Source organism: Bradyrhizobium sp. U87765 SZCCT0048 (assembly GCF_018131225.1).
Taxonomy (GTDB): Bacteria; Pseudomonadota; Alphaproteobacteria; order Rhizobiales; family Xanthobacteraceae; genus Bradyrhizobium_A.
Window position 1 is genome coordinate 152,623 of sequence record NZ_JAFCMM010000007.1, and the last position, 16,568, is coordinate 169,190.

General features: G+C 66.6%; 20 protein-coding genes and 1 tRNA gene. 14 read left to right on the plus strand and 7 right to left on the minus strand.

Annotation, left to right across the window (positions count from 1 at the left end; genetic code table 11):
* The first annotated feature begins 248 nt into the window (after window positions 1-248).
* The 4 genes from folE (at window position 249) to JQ639_RS33135 (ending at window position 4,004) form a co-directional block, all read left to right on the plus strand.
* Window positions 249-911 carry a GTP cyclohydrolase I FolE gene (gene folE / locus JQ639_RS33120; protein WP_211964421.1) on the plus strand — a complete coding sequence of 221 codons (663 nt, stop codon included), beginning with the start codon at window positions 249-251 and terminating at the stop codon, window positions 909-911.
* A 133-nt stretch (window positions 912-1,044) separates the two neighbouring features.
* Entirely contained in the window at window positions 1,045-1,494 is a 450-nt protein-coding gene (gene hisI, locus JQ639_RS33125) for a phosphoribosyl-AMP cyclohydrolase (protein ID WP_211964422.1), read from the plus strand.
* Between the two features lie 135 nt (window positions 1,495-1,629).
* The gene (locus JQ639_RS33130; protein ID WP_211964423.1) at window positions 1,630-2,649 is read left to right on the plus strand and encodes a lytic transglycosylase domain-containing protein; all 1,020 of its coding nucleotides are present in this window, start codon (window positions 1,630-1,632) and stop codon (window positions 2,647-2,649) included.
* 143 nt (window positions 2,650-2,792) lie between these two features.
* Entirely contained in the window at window positions 2,793-4,004 is a 1,212-nt protein-coding gene (locus JQ639_RS33135; protein WP_211964424.1) for a DUF2336 domain-containing protein, read from the plus strand.
* 367 nt (window positions 4,005-4,371) lie between these two features.
* Here JQ639_RS33135 and JQ639_RS33140 read toward each other — a convergent pair whose 3' ends face one another.
* From JQ639_RS33140 to JQ639_RS33150, 3 genes are all read right to left on the minus strand, one after another.
* A complete protein-coding gene (locus JQ639_RS33140) occupies window positions 4,372-4,950 on the minus strand; it encodes an Hpt domain-containing protein (protein WP_211964425.1) in 579 nt (192 codons plus the stop codon).
* 21 nt (window positions 4,951-4,971) lie between these two features.
* Window positions 4,972-5,517, minus strand: coding sequence for a response regulator (locus tag JQ639_RS33145; protein WP_211964427.1), 546 nt, complete (start codon window positions 5,515-5,517; stop codon window positions 4,972-4,974).
* 288 nt (window positions 5,518-5,805) lie between these two features.
* Window positions 5,806-6,585 carry an NAD kinase gene (locus tag JQ639_RS33150; protein WP_211964429.1) on the minus strand — a complete coding sequence of 260 codons (780 nt, stop codon included), beginning with the start codon at window positions 6,583-6,585 and terminating at the stop codon, window positions 5,806-5,808.
* Window positions 6,586-6,651: 66 nt separating this feature from the next.
* Between JQ639_RS33150 and cutA the strand changes: the two genes are divergently transcribed.
* Window positions 6,652-6,981, plus strand: coding sequence for a divalent-cation tolerance protein CutA (cutA, locus tag JQ639_RS33155; protein ID WP_211964430.1), 330 nt, complete (start codon window positions 6,652-6,654; stop codon window positions 6,979-6,981).
* Between the two features lie 36 nt (window positions 6,982-7,017).
* On the opposite strand, the gene JQ639_RS33160 is transcribed toward cutA, so the two are convergent.
* The gene (locus tag JQ639_RS33160; RefSeq protein WP_211964432.1) at window positions 7,018-7,620 is read right to left on the minus strand and encodes a tetratricopeptide repeat protein; all 603 of its coding nucleotides are present in this window, start codon (window positions 7,618-7,620) and stop codon (window positions 7,018-7,020) included.
* Between the two features lie 280 nt (window positions 7,621-7,900).
* Here JQ639_RS33160 and JQ639_RS33165 point away from each other — a divergent pair, with 280 nt between their 5' ends.
* From JQ639_RS33165 to JQ639_RS33175, 3 genes are all read left to right on the plus strand, one after another.
* On the plus strand, window positions 7,901-8,254 hold the full coding sequence (locus tag JQ639_RS33165; RefSeq protein ID WP_249122883.1) for a His-rich protein BRANT: 354 nt from the start codon (window positions 7,901-7,903) through the stop codon (window positions 8,252-8,254).
* Window positions 8,255-8,437: 183 nt separating this feature from the next.
* Entirely contained in the window at window positions 8,438-8,848 is a 411-nt protein-coding gene (locus JQ639_RS33170) for a hypothetical protein (RefSeq protein WP_249122884.1), read from the plus strand.
* 294 nt (window positions 8,849-9,142) lie between these two features.
* Window positions 9,143-9,616, plus strand: coding sequence for a TspO/MBR family protein (locus JQ639_RS33175; protein WP_211964434.1), 474 nt, complete (start codon window positions 9,143-9,145; stop codon window positions 9,614-9,616).
* A 44-nt stretch (window positions 9,617-9,660) separates the two neighbouring features.
* On the opposite strand, the gene JQ639_RS33180 is transcribed toward JQ639_RS33175, so the two are convergent.
* Window positions 9,661-10,851 carry a serine hydrolase domain-containing protein gene (locus JQ639_RS33180; protein WP_211964436.1) on the minus strand — a complete coding sequence of 397 codons (1,191 nt, stop codon included), beginning with the start codon at window positions 10,849-10,851 and terminating at the stop codon, window positions 9,661-9,663.
* Window positions 10,852-11,143: 292 nt separating this feature from the next.
* Here JQ639_RS33180 and JQ639_RS33185 point away from each other — a divergent pair, with 292 nt between their 5' ends.
* Window positions 11,144-11,362, plus strand: coding sequence for a hypothetical protein (locus JQ639_RS33185; protein WP_211964438.1), 219 nt, complete (start codon window positions 11,144-11,146; stop codon window positions 11,360-11,362).
* A 128-nt stretch (window positions 11,363-11,490) separates the two neighbouring features.
* On the opposite strand, the gene JQ639_RS33190 is transcribed toward JQ639_RS33185, so the two are convergent.
* Entirely contained in the window at window positions 11,491-11,724 is a 234-nt protein-coding gene (locus tag JQ639_RS33190; RefSeq protein ID WP_211965134.1) for a hypothetical protein, read from the minus strand.
* A gap of 193 nt (window positions 11,725-11,917) precedes the next feature.
* On the opposite strand from JQ639_RS33190, the gene JQ639_RS33195 reads away from it, so the two are divergent.
* From JQ639_RS33195 to JQ639_RS33205, 3 genes are all read left to right on the plus strand, one after another.
* Window positions 11,918-11,992: transfer RNA gene (locus tag JQ639_RS33195), tRNA-Thr, on the plus strand.
* 189 nt (window positions 11,993-12,181) lie between these two features.
* Entirely contained in the window at window positions 12,182-12,565 is a 384-nt protein-coding gene (locus JQ639_RS33200; RefSeq protein ID WP_211964440.1) for a hypothetical protein, read from the plus strand.
* A gap of 229 nt (window positions 12,566-12,794) precedes the next feature.
* Window positions 12,795-13,979, plus strand: a complete 1,185-nt coding sequence (locus tag JQ639_RS33205) for a dipeptidase (RefSeq protein ID WP_249122885.1) — start codon at window positions 12,795-12,797, stop codon at window positions 13,977-13,979.
* 12 nt (window positions 13,980-13,991) lie between these two features.
* Here the strand turns inward: JQ639_RS33205 and argC are convergent, their stop codons facing one another.
* Window positions 13,992-14,957: an N-acetyl-gamma-glutamyl-phosphate reductase gene (gene argC, locus JQ639_RS33210; protein WP_211964442.1), complete on the minus strand. Its 966-nt coding sequence runs from the start codon at window positions 14,955-14,957 to the stop codon at window positions 13,992-13,994.
* A 490-nt stretch (window positions 14,958-15,447) separates the two neighbouring features.
* On the opposite strand from argC, the gene JQ639_RS33215 reads away from it, so the two are divergent.
* Complete coding sequence (locus JQ639_RS33215; protein ID WP_211964444.1) at window positions 15,448-15,912, plus strand: hypothetical protein; 465 nt, start codon at window positions 15,448-15,450, stop codon at window positions 15,910-15,912.
* A gap of 63 nt (window positions 15,913-15,975) precedes the next feature.
* Window positions 15,976-16,488 carry a hypothetical protein gene (locus JQ639_RS33220; protein ID WP_211964446.1) on the plus strand — a complete coding sequence of 171 codons (513 nt, stop codon included), beginning with the start codon at window positions 15,976-15,978 and terminating at the stop codon, window positions 16,486-16,488.
* Window positions 16,489-16,568: the final 80 nt, after the last annotated feature.

Genomic DNA, 16,568 nt, shown 5'->3' on the forward strand with positions numbered 1-16,568 from the left:
GGCCCCATAGCCTATCCTATATATGTACCGGGTCGCAGGAATAAACCCGTCCGCTTCCCCCAGCCGCCGGAAAAAGAGAATTTCTTCCGGTGCTTGGGATGATATGGGTGACGACGGCAGCGGGCCAGCCCGACGCCGGCTTTTGAATTGTTTCAACTTGGACTTGTGGCGTCCGGTGGCCGAAAGGCCGTTGCGGCGACCCGGTGACACCCCCGGTCCCGTCGAGGGCCGGTCGAACGGAGAGCTGAATGGACGCGATCATCAAGCCGCTGCGCACCAATCCGCCGTCGGAAATTCCGGCGTCGGAGTTTCAGGGGTCGGCCATCCGGGCCGATCTGCCGCGCCCCTCGCGCGAGGAGGCGGAGGCCGCGGTCAAGACGCTGCTCGCCTATATCGGCGAAAATCCCGCGCGCGAAGGCTTGCTCGACACGCCCCGCCGTGTCGTCGAAGCCTATGACGAGCTGTTCCAGGGCTATCACCTGTGCCCGGCCGAGGTGCTCAACCGTACCTTCGGCGAGACCGCCGGCTACGACGACTTCGTGCTGGTGCGCGACATCAACTTCAATTCCCATTGCGAGCATCACATGATGCCGTTCTACGGCCGGGCGCACATCGCCTATACGCCGGTGGAGCGGGTGATCGGGCTCTCCAAGCTGGCGCGGCTGGTCGACATCTTCGCCCATCGCCTGCAGACTCAGGAGCATCTCACCGCGCAGATCGCAGGTGCGATCGACACCGTGCTGAAGCCGCGCGGCGTCGCCGTGCTGGTCGAAGCCGAGCACACCTGCATGTCGGTGCGCGGCATTGCCAAGGAAGGCGCCAGCACCATCACGACGCGGTTCACCGGCCTGTTCCGCAACAATCCGGACGAGCAGAGCCGCTTCCTGAGCCTCGTGCGCAACCAGCGCTGATTCCCGCGCTGCCCTCGGGTTCTGCGAGCGATCTTGCCGCCGGCGGTCGTCCGCCGCGCCGTTTCGTGCCATCCTGTCGTTCTCTTTCCCTGCACGCGCGGCGGACCGCCGGCTGTGCCATGAGGATTTCGCCGTGAGCGCTCCGTCACCGCAAGGCACCGTCAACGAGATCGAGGAAGGCCTCGCGCTGCGGCCGAAGTTCGATGCCGCCGGCCTCGTCACCTGCGTCACCACCGATGCGACCACCGGTGAAGTGCTGATGGTCGCGTTCATGAACGACGAGGCGCTGCGGCGCACCGTCGACAGCGGCGAAGCCTGGTACTACAGCCGCTCGCGCGGCAAATTGTGGCGCAAGGGCGAGAGCTCCGGCCATGTCCAGCGGGTCGTCGAGATGCGGGTCGATTGCGATCAGGACGCGGTCTGGATCCGGGTCGAGCAGGCCGGCGGCGCCGCCTGCCACACCGGCCGTCATTCCTGCTTCTACCGTGCGGTCGGCAAGGGCGCCGACGGCGCGCCGGCGCTGAGCTTCGTTTCGGCCGAGCGGCTGTTCGATCCGGCGGACGTCTATAAGTCCTCGACCTGAGCCGGCGTCGTTCGCTGTGCGATCGTGCCGGGTTCGGTACCTCGATGCGGCGATTAACGTTTCGTTAACCATGTTTTGCGCATGGTGCGAAACGGCCGGGAAGGCCGGAGGGTGCCGGGGGAGCGGGCTCCTGACATGACGATCGACACCACCAGCCTCACGGCGGGCTTCGAGTCCGTGCGGGCGCGGATCACGAGCGCGATCCGGCAGGCCGCCGACGCGACAGGTGCGAGCTTCGAATACCTGCTCTCGGCCGCCAAGATGGAATCCAACCTCGACCCCGGCGCGTCGTCCGCGACGTCGTCGGCGAAAGGGCTCTACCAGTTCATCGAGCAGACCTGGCTCGGCACGGTGAAAGAGGCTGGCCCCTCGCTCGGCTACGGCAAGTATGCCGACGCCATCACCAAGTCGTCGTCAGGCACCTATTCGGTCAGCGATCCGGCGACACGCAACGAGATCCTCAAGCTGCGCGACGATCCCGCGGTGAATGCGGCGATGGCCGGCGTGCTCACCCAGTCCAACAGCTTCAAGCTCACCGGTACGCTCGGCCGCCGCCCGACCGACGGCGAACTCTACATCGCCCATTTCATGGGAGCGGGCGGCGCCGCCAGGCTGATCAGCGCGGCGCAGGATTCGCCAGGCGCTGACGCGACGCAGATGTTTCCGAGCGCCGCCGCTGCGAACCGGCCGATCTTCTACGATCGCAACGGCAACGCGCGCAGCGTCGCCGACGTCTACTCCGTGCTGACCACGCGCTACGCCAATGCGGTCAATGCGCCGTCGACACAGGCGGCGCTCGCCGCGCTCGGCGGCGGTGCGTCCGCAGGCACGGCGGCTGCGACCACACAGGCCGACAACGCGCTGTTCCTGTCCGGCTTTCCGCAGGCGCAGCAGGGCGCGACGAATGTCGCTGCGGCGACCGGCGCTGCGTCGTCGTCGCAGGAGCCGCCGATGCCGCGGCCGACTTTCCGTTCGCTCTATCAGGGCGGCGATCGCCCCGAGCCGGTGTCGACGGTGGTGCAGGCGCTGTGGGGCAACAACGCCGGCACGAATGTCGACGCCGGTCAGGGGCAAGGGCAGGGGCAGGGCGCGGCCGCGAACGCGCCGCAGCCGCTCGACCTGTTTAGCGACCGCGCCGGCCGCTTCAGCAGCTGAGCGTTTTCCAACGAATTCCGGTCGGTTAATAAAACATCAATAAACGCAGTCGGTTATGGTGAACGCTTTGTTAAGCGTCGTGGTTTATTTTGCGTCAATGGCACCACGACGGTGTTGGTCAAGTTGCGTAAGGCCGGCAGAGCATGATCGTTCGGCAGTTCATCAGTTGGGTCAGGACGGCTCTCCCCGGAGAGCGCGCGGAAGCGACACGGGCACTGGCCCGCGCATGGCTGGTCTCCGACCTTTCGGAAGATGACCGCGCCGCCGCCGAGGGCGCCTTGTTGATGCTGCTGGATGACGGCTCGCCGCTCGTCCGCCGTGCCATGGCGGAGATCTTCGCCCGCAGTCCGGATGCGCCGCCGGCGATCGTGCAGGCGCTGTCGGTCGACCAGGCCACGGTGGCGCTGCCGATCCTCGAACATTCCCCGCTGCTGCTCGATGCCGATCTCGTTGATCTCGTCGCCACCGGCTGCGCCGAGGTGCAGGGCGCGATCGCCCGCCGCGCCGCGCTGCCGGCGTCGCTGTGTGCCGCCATCGCCGAGGTCGGCCAGCCGGCAGCGACCCTCGAGCTGATCGAGAACGCCGACGCGGCGCTGCCGACCTTCTCGCTCCATCGCATCGCCGATCGCCATGGCCATCTCGCCGCGGTGCGCGAAGCGCTGCTCGCTCGCGACGACTTGCCGTCGGCAACGCGGCTTGCGCTGGTCGCCAAGCTGTCGGAGACGCTGGCGCAGTTCGTCACCGCGCGCAACTGGCTGTCGGCCGACCGCGCCACGCGGCTGGCCGCGGAGGCCACCGAGCGCTCGACCGTCACCATCGCGGCGCGCTCGCGCGGCGAGGACATGCGCGGCCTTGTCGGCCATCTGCGGGCGACCGGCCAGCTCAATGCCGGCCTGATCCTGCGCGCGCTGCTGTCCGGCAATCTCGCGCTGTTCGATGCCGCGCTGGTCGAACTCTCCGGCCTGCCGCAGAGCCGCGTCACGGCGCTGATCGACGACCGCGGCGGCGCGGGGCTGACGGCGCTGCTGACGCGCGCCGGCTTCCCGCCCTCCACCTTCGGGGCTTTCCGCGCCGCGGTCGAGGCGCTGCACGAGGTCGGCTTCGTCGGCAGCATCGAGGGCATGGTCCGGCTGCGCCGCCGCATGGTCGAGCGCGTGCTGACGCGCTGCGAGCTCGACAGCTCCGAGGCGACCGAGCCGCTGCTGATCCTGCTGCGCCGCTTCTCCACCGAATCGGCCCGCGAGGAAGCCCGCCTGTTCTGCGATGAGCTGGTCGCGAGCCCGGCGACGGAGCCGCTTGACCATAAGCCGCTCGCCTACGAGCCGTTCGAAGACGACGCGCTGATCGCCGCCTGACGCGGCCATCGCGATGTGACGCCATCACCCGCGCCGGAGCAATCAGGGCGCGGGTTTTATCATTGCGGAGAGATCGTCGGCGCGCTGCGCCGGTTGAGGGCGCTGCCAGAAGCGAATTCCGTCATCCTGAGGTGCGAGCCAACGGGTCCGCGCGAAGCGCGGCCCGATGACAGGCTCCGCGAGCCTCGAAGGATGAGCGGCCTCCGAGCTGCTGCCCGGGCCGTCGCCCTTCGAGGGCCGCTAAGCGGCCACCTCAGGGGGACGGATCACAAAGCAGGCCGCGAAAGATCGCGTGACACTTTCTCCCCGTCATCCTGGGGCCACCTCACGGGACGGATGACGTGATTGGACTTCGAAGCTCCGCGCCTCAGCGGCCCGGCACGATGCTGGGCGCGAGGATCGCCTCGAGGTGCTCGGGGCGGTCGCGGTTGGCCTCGACCAGGAACTTGTCGGCGAGGCCGCGCAGCTGCCGGCTCAGCTCGTCGGCCATGCCGAGGCGGTCGATGCGGCCATGCTCGCGCACCATCGCCTGGATCGACGTGACATGATGGGTGACGAGGTCGAGCGGCACCTTGGCGAGATCAGGCGCATGCTCCATCAGCCGGCACAGGCTTTCGGCGGCGGCCGCCGCCAGCGGATAGCCGAAGGTCGCCGCGTCGCCCTTGATGTCGTGCGCGGCGCGGAAGAACTCCTCGCGCACCGCGGGCGTGAAGCCCTGTTTCAGCACGGTGGCATGCGCCCGGGCGAGGCGGTCGCATTCGCTCGCCATCCAGTCGATGAATTCCCCCGACAGCCCCTCCAGCGCGCGCTCGGCGCGCGCCACCGGATCGTCGGCATCGGCCTCGGTGGCGCGGCGCATCGCGCCGCGCAGCGGATTGGGCTGGGTGATGACCTGGTAGTCGGGAAAGGTCTCGACCTTGAGGGAGGCGGGCTTGTCGGCGGGCATGGCAGGTCCCTCGCGGAGGCGTCAGCTCGTGATGCGCGCTTTGTCGATCAGCGCCTGCTGCGGCATCACCTCGGCCTTGCCGCCGTTGCGGCGCTCGGGGCCGATATAGGCGCTGTTGGTGTTGCGGCGGCGGTCGGGGCCGAAATAGTTCTTGGTGCGGATGAACGGACGGGGATGGGCGACAACGCTGAGAATGCGCTGGTACAGCGCCTTCGCCGAGATCGGCTTCGCCAGGAATTCGGTGACGCCGGCGTCCCGCGCCACCATGACGCGACGCTTCTCCGAATGCCCCGTCAGCATGATGATCGGCACATAGGGATTGCCGATGGCGTCGGGCTGACGGATGATCTGGGTCAGTTCGAGGCCGTCGAAGATCGGCATCGCCCAGTCGCAGATCACGATGTCGGGCGCCGAGTGGCTGTACATCTCGAGCGCGGTGGCGCCGTCTTCTGCCTCGTAGACTTCGCGCGCGCCGAACGAATGCAGCAGCGTGCGCAGGATGCGCCGCATGTGCGGATTGTCGTCGCAGATCAGAAATCGCAGCTTGTTGAAGTCGATTCGAATCATGACGCGGCTCGGGGCGGGAACCGCCACCCGGGACGGAAATACACGTGACGTTAACTATAAGTGCCGCGCCGTTAATGAAACGTTGCGATGGCGCAGGGCCGATGCCACGGCTGCCGAATAGCTGAGATAAGGAGCGCCCCGCATTTTCAGCGTCATCACCGGGCCGACGCGAAGCGTCGAGACCCGGTGATCCAACTCAGAAAGCTGAATTGCCGGGTCAAGCCCGGCAATGACGCGGTGGGTGTGGCCGGCGCGGTGTCGCTGGCGTTGTGTAGCCGCCCGCGTCCGTCAGTAGCTGAACTGCTCGCGCAGGATGCGCTCTTCCAGGCTGTGGCCGGGATCGAACAGCATGCGAATGGCGATCGAGCGATCGGTGAGAATTTCCACCCGCAGGACATCGCGGGCCTCGTCGTGGTCGGCGACCGCGGCGACGGGCCGCTTGTCGCTCTCCAGCACCTCGATGACGACGAACGCGCTGTTGGGCAGGAGTGCGCCGCGCCAGCGCCGGGGGCGGAAGGCGCTGATCGGCGTCAGCGCCAGGAGGGCCGCGTTGATCGGCAGGATCGGTCCCTGGGCGGAGAGGTTGTAGGCGGTCGAGCCGGCCGGCGTCGCCACCAGCACGCCGTCGGCGACGAGTTCGGGCATGCGCTCGGCCTCGTCGACCAGGATCCGCAGCCGCGCCGCCTGGTGGGTCTGGCGGAACAGCGCGACCTCGTTGATGGCGTGGTGGATGTGGACCTGGCCGTGGACGTCGGTGGCGCGCATCAGCAGCGGGTTGATCACCGTGACCTTGGCGGCTTCGAGGCGGGCACGCAGACCCTCGACGCTGAACTCGTTCATCAGGAAGCCGACGGTGCCGCGGTGCATGCCGTAGATCGGCTTGCCGGAGCGCATGTAGCGATGCAGCGTCTGCAGCATCAGGCCGTCGCCGCCGAGCGCGACAATGACGTCGGCGGTATCCGGCGGATGGTTGCCATAGATGGTCTCGAGCTGGACGAGGGCCTGCTGGGCTTCCTCGCTGGGGCTCGCAACAAATGCGATCCGGCCGTATTGTTTGGAGACGGTCATCTTCCCTGAACTCGAGCTCTTGAATTCGATCTGTGGACCGCGGCAATGGTTTCAAGGAGTTAGTCGATGGCGCGCGCGGTTCTGGTCTATACGACGTTCCCCAGCCTTGTCGAGGCGGAAGCCGTCGGCAGGGTGATCGTGGACCGCCGGCTGGCAGCCTGCGTCAACATCCTGCCGGGCATGATCTCGCACTATCGCTGGGAGGGGCAGGTGGAGCGGGCGGAGGAGGTCGTGGCGATCTTCAAGACCCGTGAAACGCTGGCCGGACAGGTCAGCGACGCCGTCCGCGAGCACCATTCCTACACCACGCCGGCGATCATGGTGCTGCCGGTGGAGAGCGTCGAGCGCGGCTATTTCGACTGGCTGATGGACGCGACGCTGCCGGCGCCCGGTTAGGGGCGCCGGCGCGATCCGTTCGGCTGCGGGCCGGCGTCAGTAGACCAGGCGGGCGGTCGTCGTGGTGCCGTCGATGGCGTCGGCGAGCGAGCGATATTCAGGGCAGGTGGTGCCGCACAGCTGCTCGATTTTGGCGAGATTGACGCGGGCCTGGTCGCGGTGGCCCTGTTCGACCTGCCACAGCCCGTAATATTGCCAGGTCTTGACATGGGTCGGGTCGGCGGCGAGGGCGCGCTCGTACCACGCCTGCGAGGTCTGGTAGTCGCCGAGCTTGCGGTAGGAATAGCCGATGAGATTGGCGACGTCGGCGCGGTCGTCCTGACCGAGCGCCTTCAGCTGCGCGATCGCCGCTGTGTAGTCGTTGTGCTCGTAGATCGTGGCATAGGCGGTGCGGTAGCCCTGCAGGAACGCAGGGGAATCGATGCTCGACTGCTTGTCGCTCTTCTTGGATTTCTTCGGCGGGTTGGACTTGCTGTCCGACGACGGCGGCGGCGACGAGGGGGTCTCGTTTCCGGCGGCGTTCGCCAGCAGCGGCGACGCCACCAGCGCGACCAGGAAAGTCGCCGTCGTCAGAATGCGAGTCACAAGGGGAGGGGTCACAAGTTTAAGGGGCACAAGTGTCGGGGTCGCACGTGTCATGGCGCCTGTCTCCTGCAGGGTGGCGGGGACTTGAGGGCCCCGCTGCACCAATGTGAACACCCCTGGCCCGCGGACATTCCGCGGCGGGACGCGATTTTCCGGCGGTGGGTTCCACGGTCGGGTCGCCAACATGACCAACATTTCATGGTGATGAACGGAGGCTGTCTGGCGGCCTCAGGATGAGTTCAGCGCGGTCCTCCTAAGGTCACACCCGACGATCACCACAGCCGATCGAGCCCGACCGGCCTGCCGCAGTGATCACCAGCGAGAGGAGACCACCATGTTCAAATCGATTTCCGCCGCCCTGATTGCCGCTTCGATCATCGCAGCGCCCGCCATGGCCGCCGGCACCACCAAGACCGACACCGCGCCCGTCATCAAGGCGGAGCAGGTCGCGCCGAAGGCCACCGTCAAGACCACCGACGCCAAGGTGCTGAATGCCAAGGTCCTGAATGCCAAGGCGAGCATGCACAAGGGCCGTCATCACCGCCACCACGTCCGTCACCACAAGGCCCACAAGCACATCTCGGCGGTGAAGGTGCACAAGGTCGGTCATGCCAAGATCGCGCATGCCAAGCCGGCACTGAAGCGCGTTTCGTCGGTCAAGCCGGTCGGCGCCAAGATCAAGGGCTGACGCTCCGCGGGTCAGGACTGCGTCGGTCGCACGTTGCCCGCCCCGCCGTCCGCGGCCGATGTCGTCCGGGCAGGAAAACCCCGGAGCCCACGCTCCGGGGTTTTCCGATTCAACTCGCCGGCGAAACCCCTTATTGTGCCCCTCGCGAACGACTCCTTGGGTGATGCGAACGGCATGGTGGGAATGATCTGGCGAAGTGTGGCCGCTGCCGGCCTCGGTCTGGCAGTGGCGGGATGCGCGGGCCTCGGCGGCAACGAGGAGCGCTACAACATCGCGGACAGTGGCCTTGCGGTACAACCCTATCCCACCGACTATCGCGGCGATCTCATCGCCTTCATGCGTACCTATATCAACGACCTGCGCGCCGTACGCGACGCCGTCGTCGCCGAGCCCGTCGAGCGTGACGTCGGCGGCAAGCGGCGTTATGTCGCCTGTGTGCGCTACACCGCGATGGGGCGTGGCGACGCCGGGGGCGGCGAACGCGCGGCGATCTACCGCGACGGCAAGTTCGAGCGGCTGGTCGACAAGGCGCGCGAATTGTGCGCCGGCGCGAGCTACACGCCGTTTCCCGAGATGGAAAAGCTCACGCGCTAAGGCGTTTTCGAGCGAAGCGAGCGCCGCTTCGTGTGAAGACAACGCGTCAGACCGAAAAGCCGGAGCGCGTTCGCGCTTTCATCGCAGGCGTCCCCGTTCCCCCGGCCTGGTTCGCGCGGCCGCCCTGGCATGCCGCCACGGGCACTTGCGGCCAGGTGACGCATCGCGCGCGGTGCCTCAAAAAAGGCTGCAATCAATTGGAACAAATCGCGGCGATGCGAGTTTGTTGGATTCCGCTGCGCGCGCGGAGGTGATGCGCCTGATGTTTCAAGATATTTCCTGGATCTCCGCCTGATGTTCAAATCGCTGGAGCGCCTGCTGGCCTGTCTCGTTCTCTGTGCCGGCATTGGTGCGTTCGCCGGGTGGGTGACACAACCGCAGATCGAGGGCTGGTATATCGGTCTCGCCAAGCCGTCTTGGACGCCGCCGCGCTATCTGTTTCCGATTGCCTGGGCCGTGCTCTATGTGATGATGGCACTGTCGCTGTGGCGGCTGTGGGATCGCACCATTCCGTCGCCGGCGCGACGTGAGGCGCTGATTTTCTTCTTCGTGCAGCTCGCGCTCAACGCGTTGTGGTCGCCGGTGTTCTTCGGCTGGCACAATCTGCACGCGGCCCTTGCGATCATCATCGCGCTGGTCGTGACCATCATCGGCACCATCTTCACCAGCGCGCGTGTCGACCGCGCGGCGGCGTGGCTGCTGCTGCCCTATCTCGTCTGGGTGTCCTACGCCACTGCGCTCAATGCCGGCATCGTCGCCATGAACTGAGCACGAACCGAGCGTGAAGCGGGCACCGCGAATGCCAGGCGGCTTCAGGGCAGGCGTGCGATCGCAGCGAAGGCGCGCATCCACAGCCCGGCGCTGTCGGGATCGAGCGGGATTGCCTCCGAAGCCATGCGTACGATGACCGTCTCCGACGGCGGATCGATGTAGATCCACTGGCCATGGATGCCGATGGCGCACAGCGTGCGGCGCGCATGGTCGAGCTGGTACCACTGGCTGCGGTAGCGGCCGCCGGGAAACATCGGCGCGAAGTCGCCGCGATTCCATGCCTGCGGATCGCCTTTGGTATTGATGTCGTCGACCCACCAGCCGGGCACCACCTGACGTCCGGCGGCGACGCCGCGCCGGTGCATCATCTCGGCAAAGCGCAGCAGATCGCGCGGCGCGGCGCAGATGCCGCCGGCGGCGCGCATCGCGCCATGGGCATCGACAGTGATACAGGCCTCGCGCTCGGCGCCGAGCGGCTTCCACAGATGCTCGCTGATCAGTTCGGCGAGCGGGCGGCGGGTGGCGCGCTCATACAGCCATCCCAGCACGTCGGTGTTGGTGGAGACGTAGTGGAAAGCCTCGCCATGCGCCTTGCCGTCGGCCTTCTGTCCGGCGAGAAAGCTGCGCAGGTCGGTGACCGGCTGCCCCGGCGGGACCGGATCCCAGCCCATGGCGCGGCGATAGCGTGCGACGTCGCCATCGGGGTCGAGATAGTCCTCGACGAAGGAAATGCCGACAGTCATGTCGAGCACGTGGCGCAGCGTCGCGGTCGCGTAGGCCGATGCATTCTTGAGCTCGGGTACGATGTCGATCACCGGCCGGTCCGGATCGATGATGCCGCGGTCGACCAGAATGCCGCCGAGCGACCCGCAGATCGACTTGCTCACCGAGAACACGATGTGCAGCCGCTCGGCGTCCATGCCATTGGCGTACCACTCGGTCATCAACTGGCCGCGCCGCATCACCAGCAGCGCGTCGGTGCTGGTCTGGCGCAGCGCGGCATCGAGCGTGGTCTCGCTGCCCGACGGCGCGGCGAAGGCGAGGCCGCCGATATCGCGGGGGTCGGCCGGCAGTGGCGTGGCGTTGCCCGATGCCGCGATCGGTGCCGTCGGCAGCAACTGCCGGACGTTGCGAAAGCTCCATTGCGTGTAGGGAAACGTACGCCAGTTGGCGAGCGTGACCAGACGTTCTGATGGTGGTGGAAAGTCATCCATCAGACGTACGCTCGTCATATCCACATCCTCTCGCAGGTTCTTCATCGCTTTCATCTTCCGTGATTCAGCGAATGCGGCGCAAGCATGTCGGTTTGTTTTCCGACGATGTCGTGATGTCGCGGCCACGCTGTTGCGATGCACGCGCATGCCGTGATCGCAGTGATGTGATGGCGCGAAATGTGCGCCCGATCACACATGCGGCGCCGCCATTTTAGAACCCATCGAATGGTCATCAGGATTTAATCTGCCGGACTCACATTGGTCACGTTGTTGGGTCACTTGTCCCGCTCCACCGATAAGGAGGGCATCCATGGCTTCAAGTTCCCAACATCAGTTCGATTCGGAGTTCGTCGCGACGTTGCGTGCCGTGCTCGATGAAGCGGTGAAGCGCATCTCCGAGGAGAATCGCACGCCCGCGACCAAGGCCAAGATGGCGGAGCGCATCGTCAGGCGCGCGGCGGCAGGCGTCACCGACGCCGGCGAACTGATCTCCGAAGCGGTGGAAGAGGGGCGCGTACCCGCGGCGTGAGCCGCGGCGATTCCACGCTCTGCAGGAATGACGTCGATGAAGAGGCTCCGGAATTTTCCGGAGTCTTTGCTTTTTGGGGAGCGCCGTTGCGGTCCGGCGCGCGGCCGGACCTTGCCGTCACGGTGCGCTCAGTTGAACTGCGCGCGGCACGCCGGGCTCAGCTTCGCCTTGTTGCGCTCCATGCAGGCGGTGATGCGGGACACATTGGGGACGAAGTCGCGGCACAGGCGCATGGCGTCCGCCCGGCAGGCGCGGCGCTGTTCGGGTGTCCCGGCGGCCTGCGCCATGCCGGCGAACAACACGGCGGTGGTGAGGACCGCAAGGGCCAGCGGCAGGCGGGACGTCGGCGTCGGTCTGACCATGGGTGGTTCCTTTCCAGGGGGCAACTTTAGGCCCCTATCTTGCCGCGAAGCGGCAGACGAAGTCTTCTAGAAATTGGCCGGGCGGCGGCTGGATTCGTCTTGGCCAATGGCATGAAGCCGGAGCCGTGCCCGGATTTCACTGTCTCCGCTCTTGTTCCTCGGCAGAGACGCTGCTAGCAGTTCGGGCCGCGGCGCCGGCTTAGCTCAGCGGTAGAGCAGCGGTTTTGTAAACCGAAGGTCGGGGGTTCAATCCCCTCAGCCGGCACCAGCAAAATCAAATATTTAATTGCCGAACACGCGCCATAGACCGTTGCCGGTGTTGCCGATTTCCTGACTGCGGCTTTGCGGGGTCAATTGTGTCCCGTGACAAGGAAAGCCGCTGAAACTTTCGTTGTCCGGGGCGCTAATGTCCATATGGGGCTTTTTTTTCTGGATTGGGCTCGTTCAGGCATCTGCGATGCTGCTGCTGGGAAGCACCACGCGTTTTGTTGTGATGCGGGATCGTCTGGTGATCAGGCGTGTAGGTATGATCTGGCGGACTGTCGTTTTCGATAACATCGAGAACATTGAGGTCGGAGGTTTCATTCTCGACCGAATGTCGCAGATTCGCATCTACAGGCTTGGCCTCGATGTCCTGCCGCCCATTCCGGTACGGCGGAAGCTGGCCTGGGGGAAGGTGGTGAGAATCACCTGCCGAAAGGGAGTGCGTTACATTCTCATCAACCCCGTCGATCCCCAGCCGTTGATGAAGGCGTTCAACGCCCATCTGGCACGTCGATGGTCGCCAGGCCCGCGGTTGTCGCCCAATCGCCCGTTACCCGAATTCTTGCGACCACGCTGAACGACGACGCGCAATGCAATCATTGCGAGGCTCGCGCGAGCGAGTCCCCGCAGTCACACCATCGCGAAATGTCATGCATCAGCGCGCCAAGTCTGCTGGCGCTACGCCACGGCTGCGCTCATAGTGACGCCGTATTGATCGCGTTGTTCGTTGTATTTTTCAGTGCAGGGAGCATCGGATGTGCAGGGCCGGCTTTTGCCGTGGTCGTCTGATCCGATGTCGCGTTTGAATGATGTCCGTTCGTAAGTGGATTGCAATCGGTTGCGCGCTCGCCGTGATCGCGCTCGTGGCCGCGACCGTCAGATTTTTCCTGGTCACGCCCGGGCGTATCGAGGAGTCCCAGAACAAGGTGGTTGCGCTGGCGCTCAACATCACGCCGGCGGCGCGGCAGCTGCAGCAGACCCTCGATGTCGCGGACATGCATGCCGACAGCCTGTTGTGGAAGCGCGATCTGCTGGAGAGGTCGAACCGCGGTCATGTCGATCTGCCGCGGCTGATCGAGGGGCACTATGCGCTGCAGGTGTTCTCGTCGGTGACCAAGTCGCCGCAGGGACAGAACTATGATGCCAATGGTGCGGACAGCGATACCATCACCTCGCTCGCGATGGTTCAGCTGCAGCCGCCGCGCACCTGGGGCTCGCTGCTCGAACGCTCGCTGTGGCATGCCGAGAAGCTGCGCGGCTTCGCCGATGCATCCGGCGGCCGGTTGCGGCTGATCGCCATGGCGTCCGATATCGATCGTCTGCTCGCCGACCGGCAGGGCGGTGCGACCGTGGTCGGCGCCATGCTGTCGATCGAGGGCTTGCAGGATCTCGAGGGGCAGATCGCCAATCTCGACATCCTCTATGCCGCGGGCTTCCGCATGGCGGGCCTCGCGCATTTCTTCGACAATGACGTCGCCGGCTCGATGCATGGCGTCGCCAAGGGCGGTCTGACGCCGCTCGGCCGCCAGGTGGTGCGGCGGATGGAGGCGCTCGGCATGATCGTCGACGTCGCCCATGCCAGCCACGCGGCGATTGCCGACGTGCTGGCAATGGCGAGCCGTCCGGTGGTGTCGAGCCATGGCGGCGTTCAGGCGACCTGCAAGGTCAACCGCAATCTCACCGATGACGAGGTCAGGGGCATCGCCGCGACCGGTGGCGTCGTCGGCATCGGCTACTGGAATGGCGCGGTCTGCTCGACGCGGCCGCGCGACATCGCGCGGGCGATCGTCCATGTCCGCGACCTCGTCGGCATCGACCATGTCGGGCTCGGCTCGGACTTCGACGGCGCGACCACGACGGCGTTCGATGCCGCTCAGGTCGTCGCCGTCACCCAGGCGCTGATGGACGCCGGCTTTTCGGAGGCCGACATCCGCAAGGTCATGGGCGGCAACGTCCTGCGGGTGCTGCGCGCCGGGCTAGCGCACCCGTAAGGCGAGAGGCCGTCAGGTGCCGGCGTCGGTCGACACGCCGAGCATCAGGCCGATGTTCTGCACCGCGGCGCCGGACGCGCCCTTGCCGAGATTGTCGAGCCGCGCCACCAGCACGGCCTGGCCGTGGGCGGCGTTGCCGAACACCCGCAGCTCCAGCAGGTTGGTGTCGTTGAGCGCGAGCGCATCGATCCGGCCGCCCTTGGTCGAGGCGTCGTCGGCGTCGATCACCTTCACCCAGCGGCTGCCGGCGTAGTACGCGGTCAGCGCGTCCTCGAGATCGTCAGCCTTCGGTTTGCCGGGCAGGGTGTCGAGATGCAGCGGCACCGACACCAGCATGCCCTTGCGGAAGTTGCCGACCGACGGCACGAAGATCGGCCGCCGCGTCAGGCGGCTGTACTGCTGCAGCTCCGGCAGATGCTTGTGGGTGAGATTCAGGCCATAGAGCTCGAACAGCGGCGCGTTGCCTGCCTCGTACGCCTCGATCATGGTGCGGCCGCCGCCGGAATAGCCGGACACCGCATTGACGGTGACGGGATAGTCGGCGGGAATGAAGCCGGCGTCGACCAGCGGCCGCAGCAGTGCGATGCCGCCGGTGGGATAGCAGCCGGGATTGGAGACGCGCTTCGCCGTCCTGATCGCCTCGTCCTGGCCGGGCGCGAGTTCGGGAAAGCCGAACGTCCAGCCGTCGGCGACGCGATGGGCCGACGACGCATCGAGGATGCGGGGCGCCTGCGCGCCGAGGCTGTCCGCCAGCGCCACCGCTTCCTTGGCGGCATCGTCGGGCAGGCACAGCACCACGAGGTCGGCCTGCTCCATCAGCGCCTTGCGGGCCGCCGGGTCCTTGCGCTTGTCCGGATCGATGCTCAGCACCGCGATGCCGGCGACGCGGGCCAGCCGCTCGCGAATCTCGATGCCGGTGGTGCCGGCTTCGCCGTCGATGAAGATCGCGGGGGTCTTGGTGGTGTCGCTGGTGGTCATGGGCATGTTCCCGAAAGCAGCAGGGGCGATTTAGACTGACAGGCCGATGCGAAGACAAAATGAAAAAAGCCGCGCAGGGTGTTGCGCGGCTTCGAGCGAACATGGATGCGATCAGGCAGCCAACGTCACTCCCGCGCGGTGCGGGTCGGACGGCGTCGGCGGATGGTCCTGACAAATGCCATGGCGCCTATCTAGGCGCGGACGGCGCGGGGGTCAATCGCCTTGCGGGCGCATGGCGGCCCGGCGATGGGAGGGGGCGGCGGTGCCGGACAGGCGCCGCCGGTCCGCACGGGCGGGCGATCCCCGCATCGGTGCCCGCGGCGCCAGCCCGGGCCCTGCGCCAATTCCCACTTCAAGTGTTACCTCCGCGGAGCGGATGTCGGGCGGTCGCCCTGCGGCGCATTAGCCTTACCAACAGATTGGGACGCGCTCTTAACCCGTCGGCGGCGGCTTTGGCTTAAGCTCGGGGGCGATATTGAAGGATCAGTCCATGCGGACCCTGCTCGCTGCCGCCCTGATGATGGGAACCGCTCTGCCGGCCATGGCGGACGCGTTCAACATCGTGGTTCCCGGCCGCCCCGGCGTGCCGGTGGTGATCGACGGTCGCGACGCGTCCTATGCGGTCATCGAGGGGGAGTGGGGTCTTGGCCGCGGTCGGGCCACCCAGCCAGTCGTCTACGGCGGCTTCCGCGGGCCCTATGTCGAGCGCCCCGTCGGCGCCTACTATCCGAGCGCCGGACGGCTGCCCGGGTATGGCCGCCTCGAGATCGAGCCGCCGGCCAACCGGCCACTGCCGCGCCCCGCCGAGAGCTATCAGAACTCGTGGTCGGCGCAGTCGGCGCCACCGCAGATGCAAATCCCGGCCACTCCGCCGCCGATCATCGTCGCACCGCAGATCGGCGGAGGTGGCGGCTATCCTCCGGGGCCGATGCCGCCCCGACCGAGTCCGCGGTGACCGCACGGCGCCGCGCAAGCCAGCAAATATACAAAAAACCAAACCGACAGGAGAGAGCGTAACATGCGTAAGACGATCATGGGACTGGCCGCGGCGGTCGCGGTGAGCGTGGCCGGCGCGGCGCCGGCGATGGCCTGCGGCGGCGACTACTATGTCAGCCCGTGCAGCGGCGGACTGTTCACCTCCGGCTTCGGCTATCAGGCCGGCTACGGCGGCTATCAGACCGAGCGTTTGCCCGAGCCGCATTATTCCTACGGGCCGCGCTACTACTATGTGAACCAGGGCCCGGTCTACAGCGGCCCCGGCAACTACGGCCCGGTGCCGACCTATCAGGAGCGCGCGGTCACCGGCTGGCGCAGCTACGACCGCCCGTACTACTACGGCTACAATGGCGGTCCCTATGGCGACGCCACCTCGCACTACTATGACGGCATGCCGGCGGTGCGCGGCCCGGTGGTCTATCGCTATCACCGCAACGCCTACCGCCATGGCTATCGCCACACCATGCGCTACGGCTATCACACCCATCGCCAGTACGCCCGCGGCCCGCGCGTCATCCGCGTGCCGAACTACTGAGCGGCTGCGCGCCGCGGCGCGCATCTGACCCATCACACACAAACGCCCGCCGTCGCGAGACGGCGGGCGCTTGTGTTTGA

Bases quoted from the DNA above. Each gene is read 5' to 3' on its own strand.
- cutA (WP_211964430.1), top strand. From the start codon at position 6,652: ATGGCGCGCGCGGTTCTGGTCTATACGACGTTCCCCAGCCTTGTCGAG.
- JQ639_RS33145 (WP_211964427.1), bottom strand. From the start codon at position 5,517: ATGATTCGAATCGACTTCAACAAGCTGCGATTTCTGATCTGCGACGAC.
- JQ639_RS33205 (WP_249122885.1), top strand. From the start codon at position 12,795: ATGATGTCCGTTCGTAAGTGGATTGCAATCGGTTGCGCGCTCGCCGTG.
- JQ639_RS33200 (WP_211964440.1), top strand. From the start codon at position 12,182: ATGCTGCTGCTGGGAAGCACCACGCGTTTTGTTGTGATGCGGGATCGT.
- JQ639_RS33185 (WP_211964438.1), top strand. From the start codon at position 11,144: ATGGCTTCAAGTTCCCAACATCAGTTCGATTCGGAGTTCGTCGCGACG.
- folE (WP_211964421.1), top strand. From the start codon at position 249: ATGGACGCGATCATCAAGCCGCTGCGCACCAATCCGCCGTCGGAAATT.
- JQ639_RS33215 (WP_211964444.1), top strand. From the start codon at position 15,448: ATGCGGACCCTGCTCGCTGCCGCCCTGATGATGGGAACCGCTCTGCCG.
- JQ639_RS33175 (WP_211964434.1), top strand. From the start codon at position 9,143: ATGTTCAAATCGCTGGAGCGCCTGCTGGCCTGTCTCGTTCTCTGTGCC.
- JQ639_RS33140 (WP_211964425.1), bottom strand. From the start codon at position 4,950: ATGCCCGCCGACAAGCCCGCCTCCCTCAAGGTCGAGACCTTTCCCGAC.
- JQ639_RS33150 (WP_211964429.1), bottom strand. From the start codon at position 6,585: ATGACCGTCTCCAAACAATACGGCCGGATCGCATTTGTTGCGAGCCCC.
- argC (WP_211964442.1), bottom strand. From the start codon at position 14,957: ATGACCACCAGCGACACCACCAAGACCCCCGCGATCTTCATCGACGGC.
- JQ639_RS33135 (WP_211964424.1), top strand. From the start codon at position 2,793: ATGATCGTTCGGCAGTTCATCAGTTGGGTCAGGACGGCTCTCCCCGGA.
- JQ639_RS33130 (WP_211964423.1), top strand. From the start codon at position 1,630: ATGACGATCGACACCACCAGCCTCACGGCGGGCTTCGAGTCCGTGCGG.
- JQ639_RS33170 (WP_249122884.1), top strand. From the start codon at position 8,438: ATGATCTGGCGAAGTGTGGCCGCTGCCGGCCTCGGTCTGGCAGTGGCG.
- JQ639_RS33165 (WP_249122883.1), top strand. From the start codon at position 7,901: ATGTTCAAATCGATTTCCGCCGCCCTGATTGCCGCTTCGATCATCGCA.
- JQ639_RS33180 (WP_211964436.1), bottom strand. From the start codon at position 10,851: ATGACGAGCGTACGTCTGATGGATGACTTTCCACCACCATCAGAACGT.
- JQ639_RS33190 (WP_211965134.1), bottom strand. From the start codon at position 11,724: ATGGTCAGACCGACGCCGACGTCCCGCCTGCCGCTGGCCCTTGCGGTC.
- JQ639_RS33160 (WP_211964432.1), bottom strand. From the start codon at position 7,620: ATGACACGTGCGACCCCGACACTTGTGCCCCTTAAACTTGTGACCCCT.
- JQ639_RS33220 (WP_211964446.1), top strand. From the start codon at position 15,976: ATGCGTAAGACGATCATGGGACTGGCCGCGGCGGTCGCGGTGAGCGTG.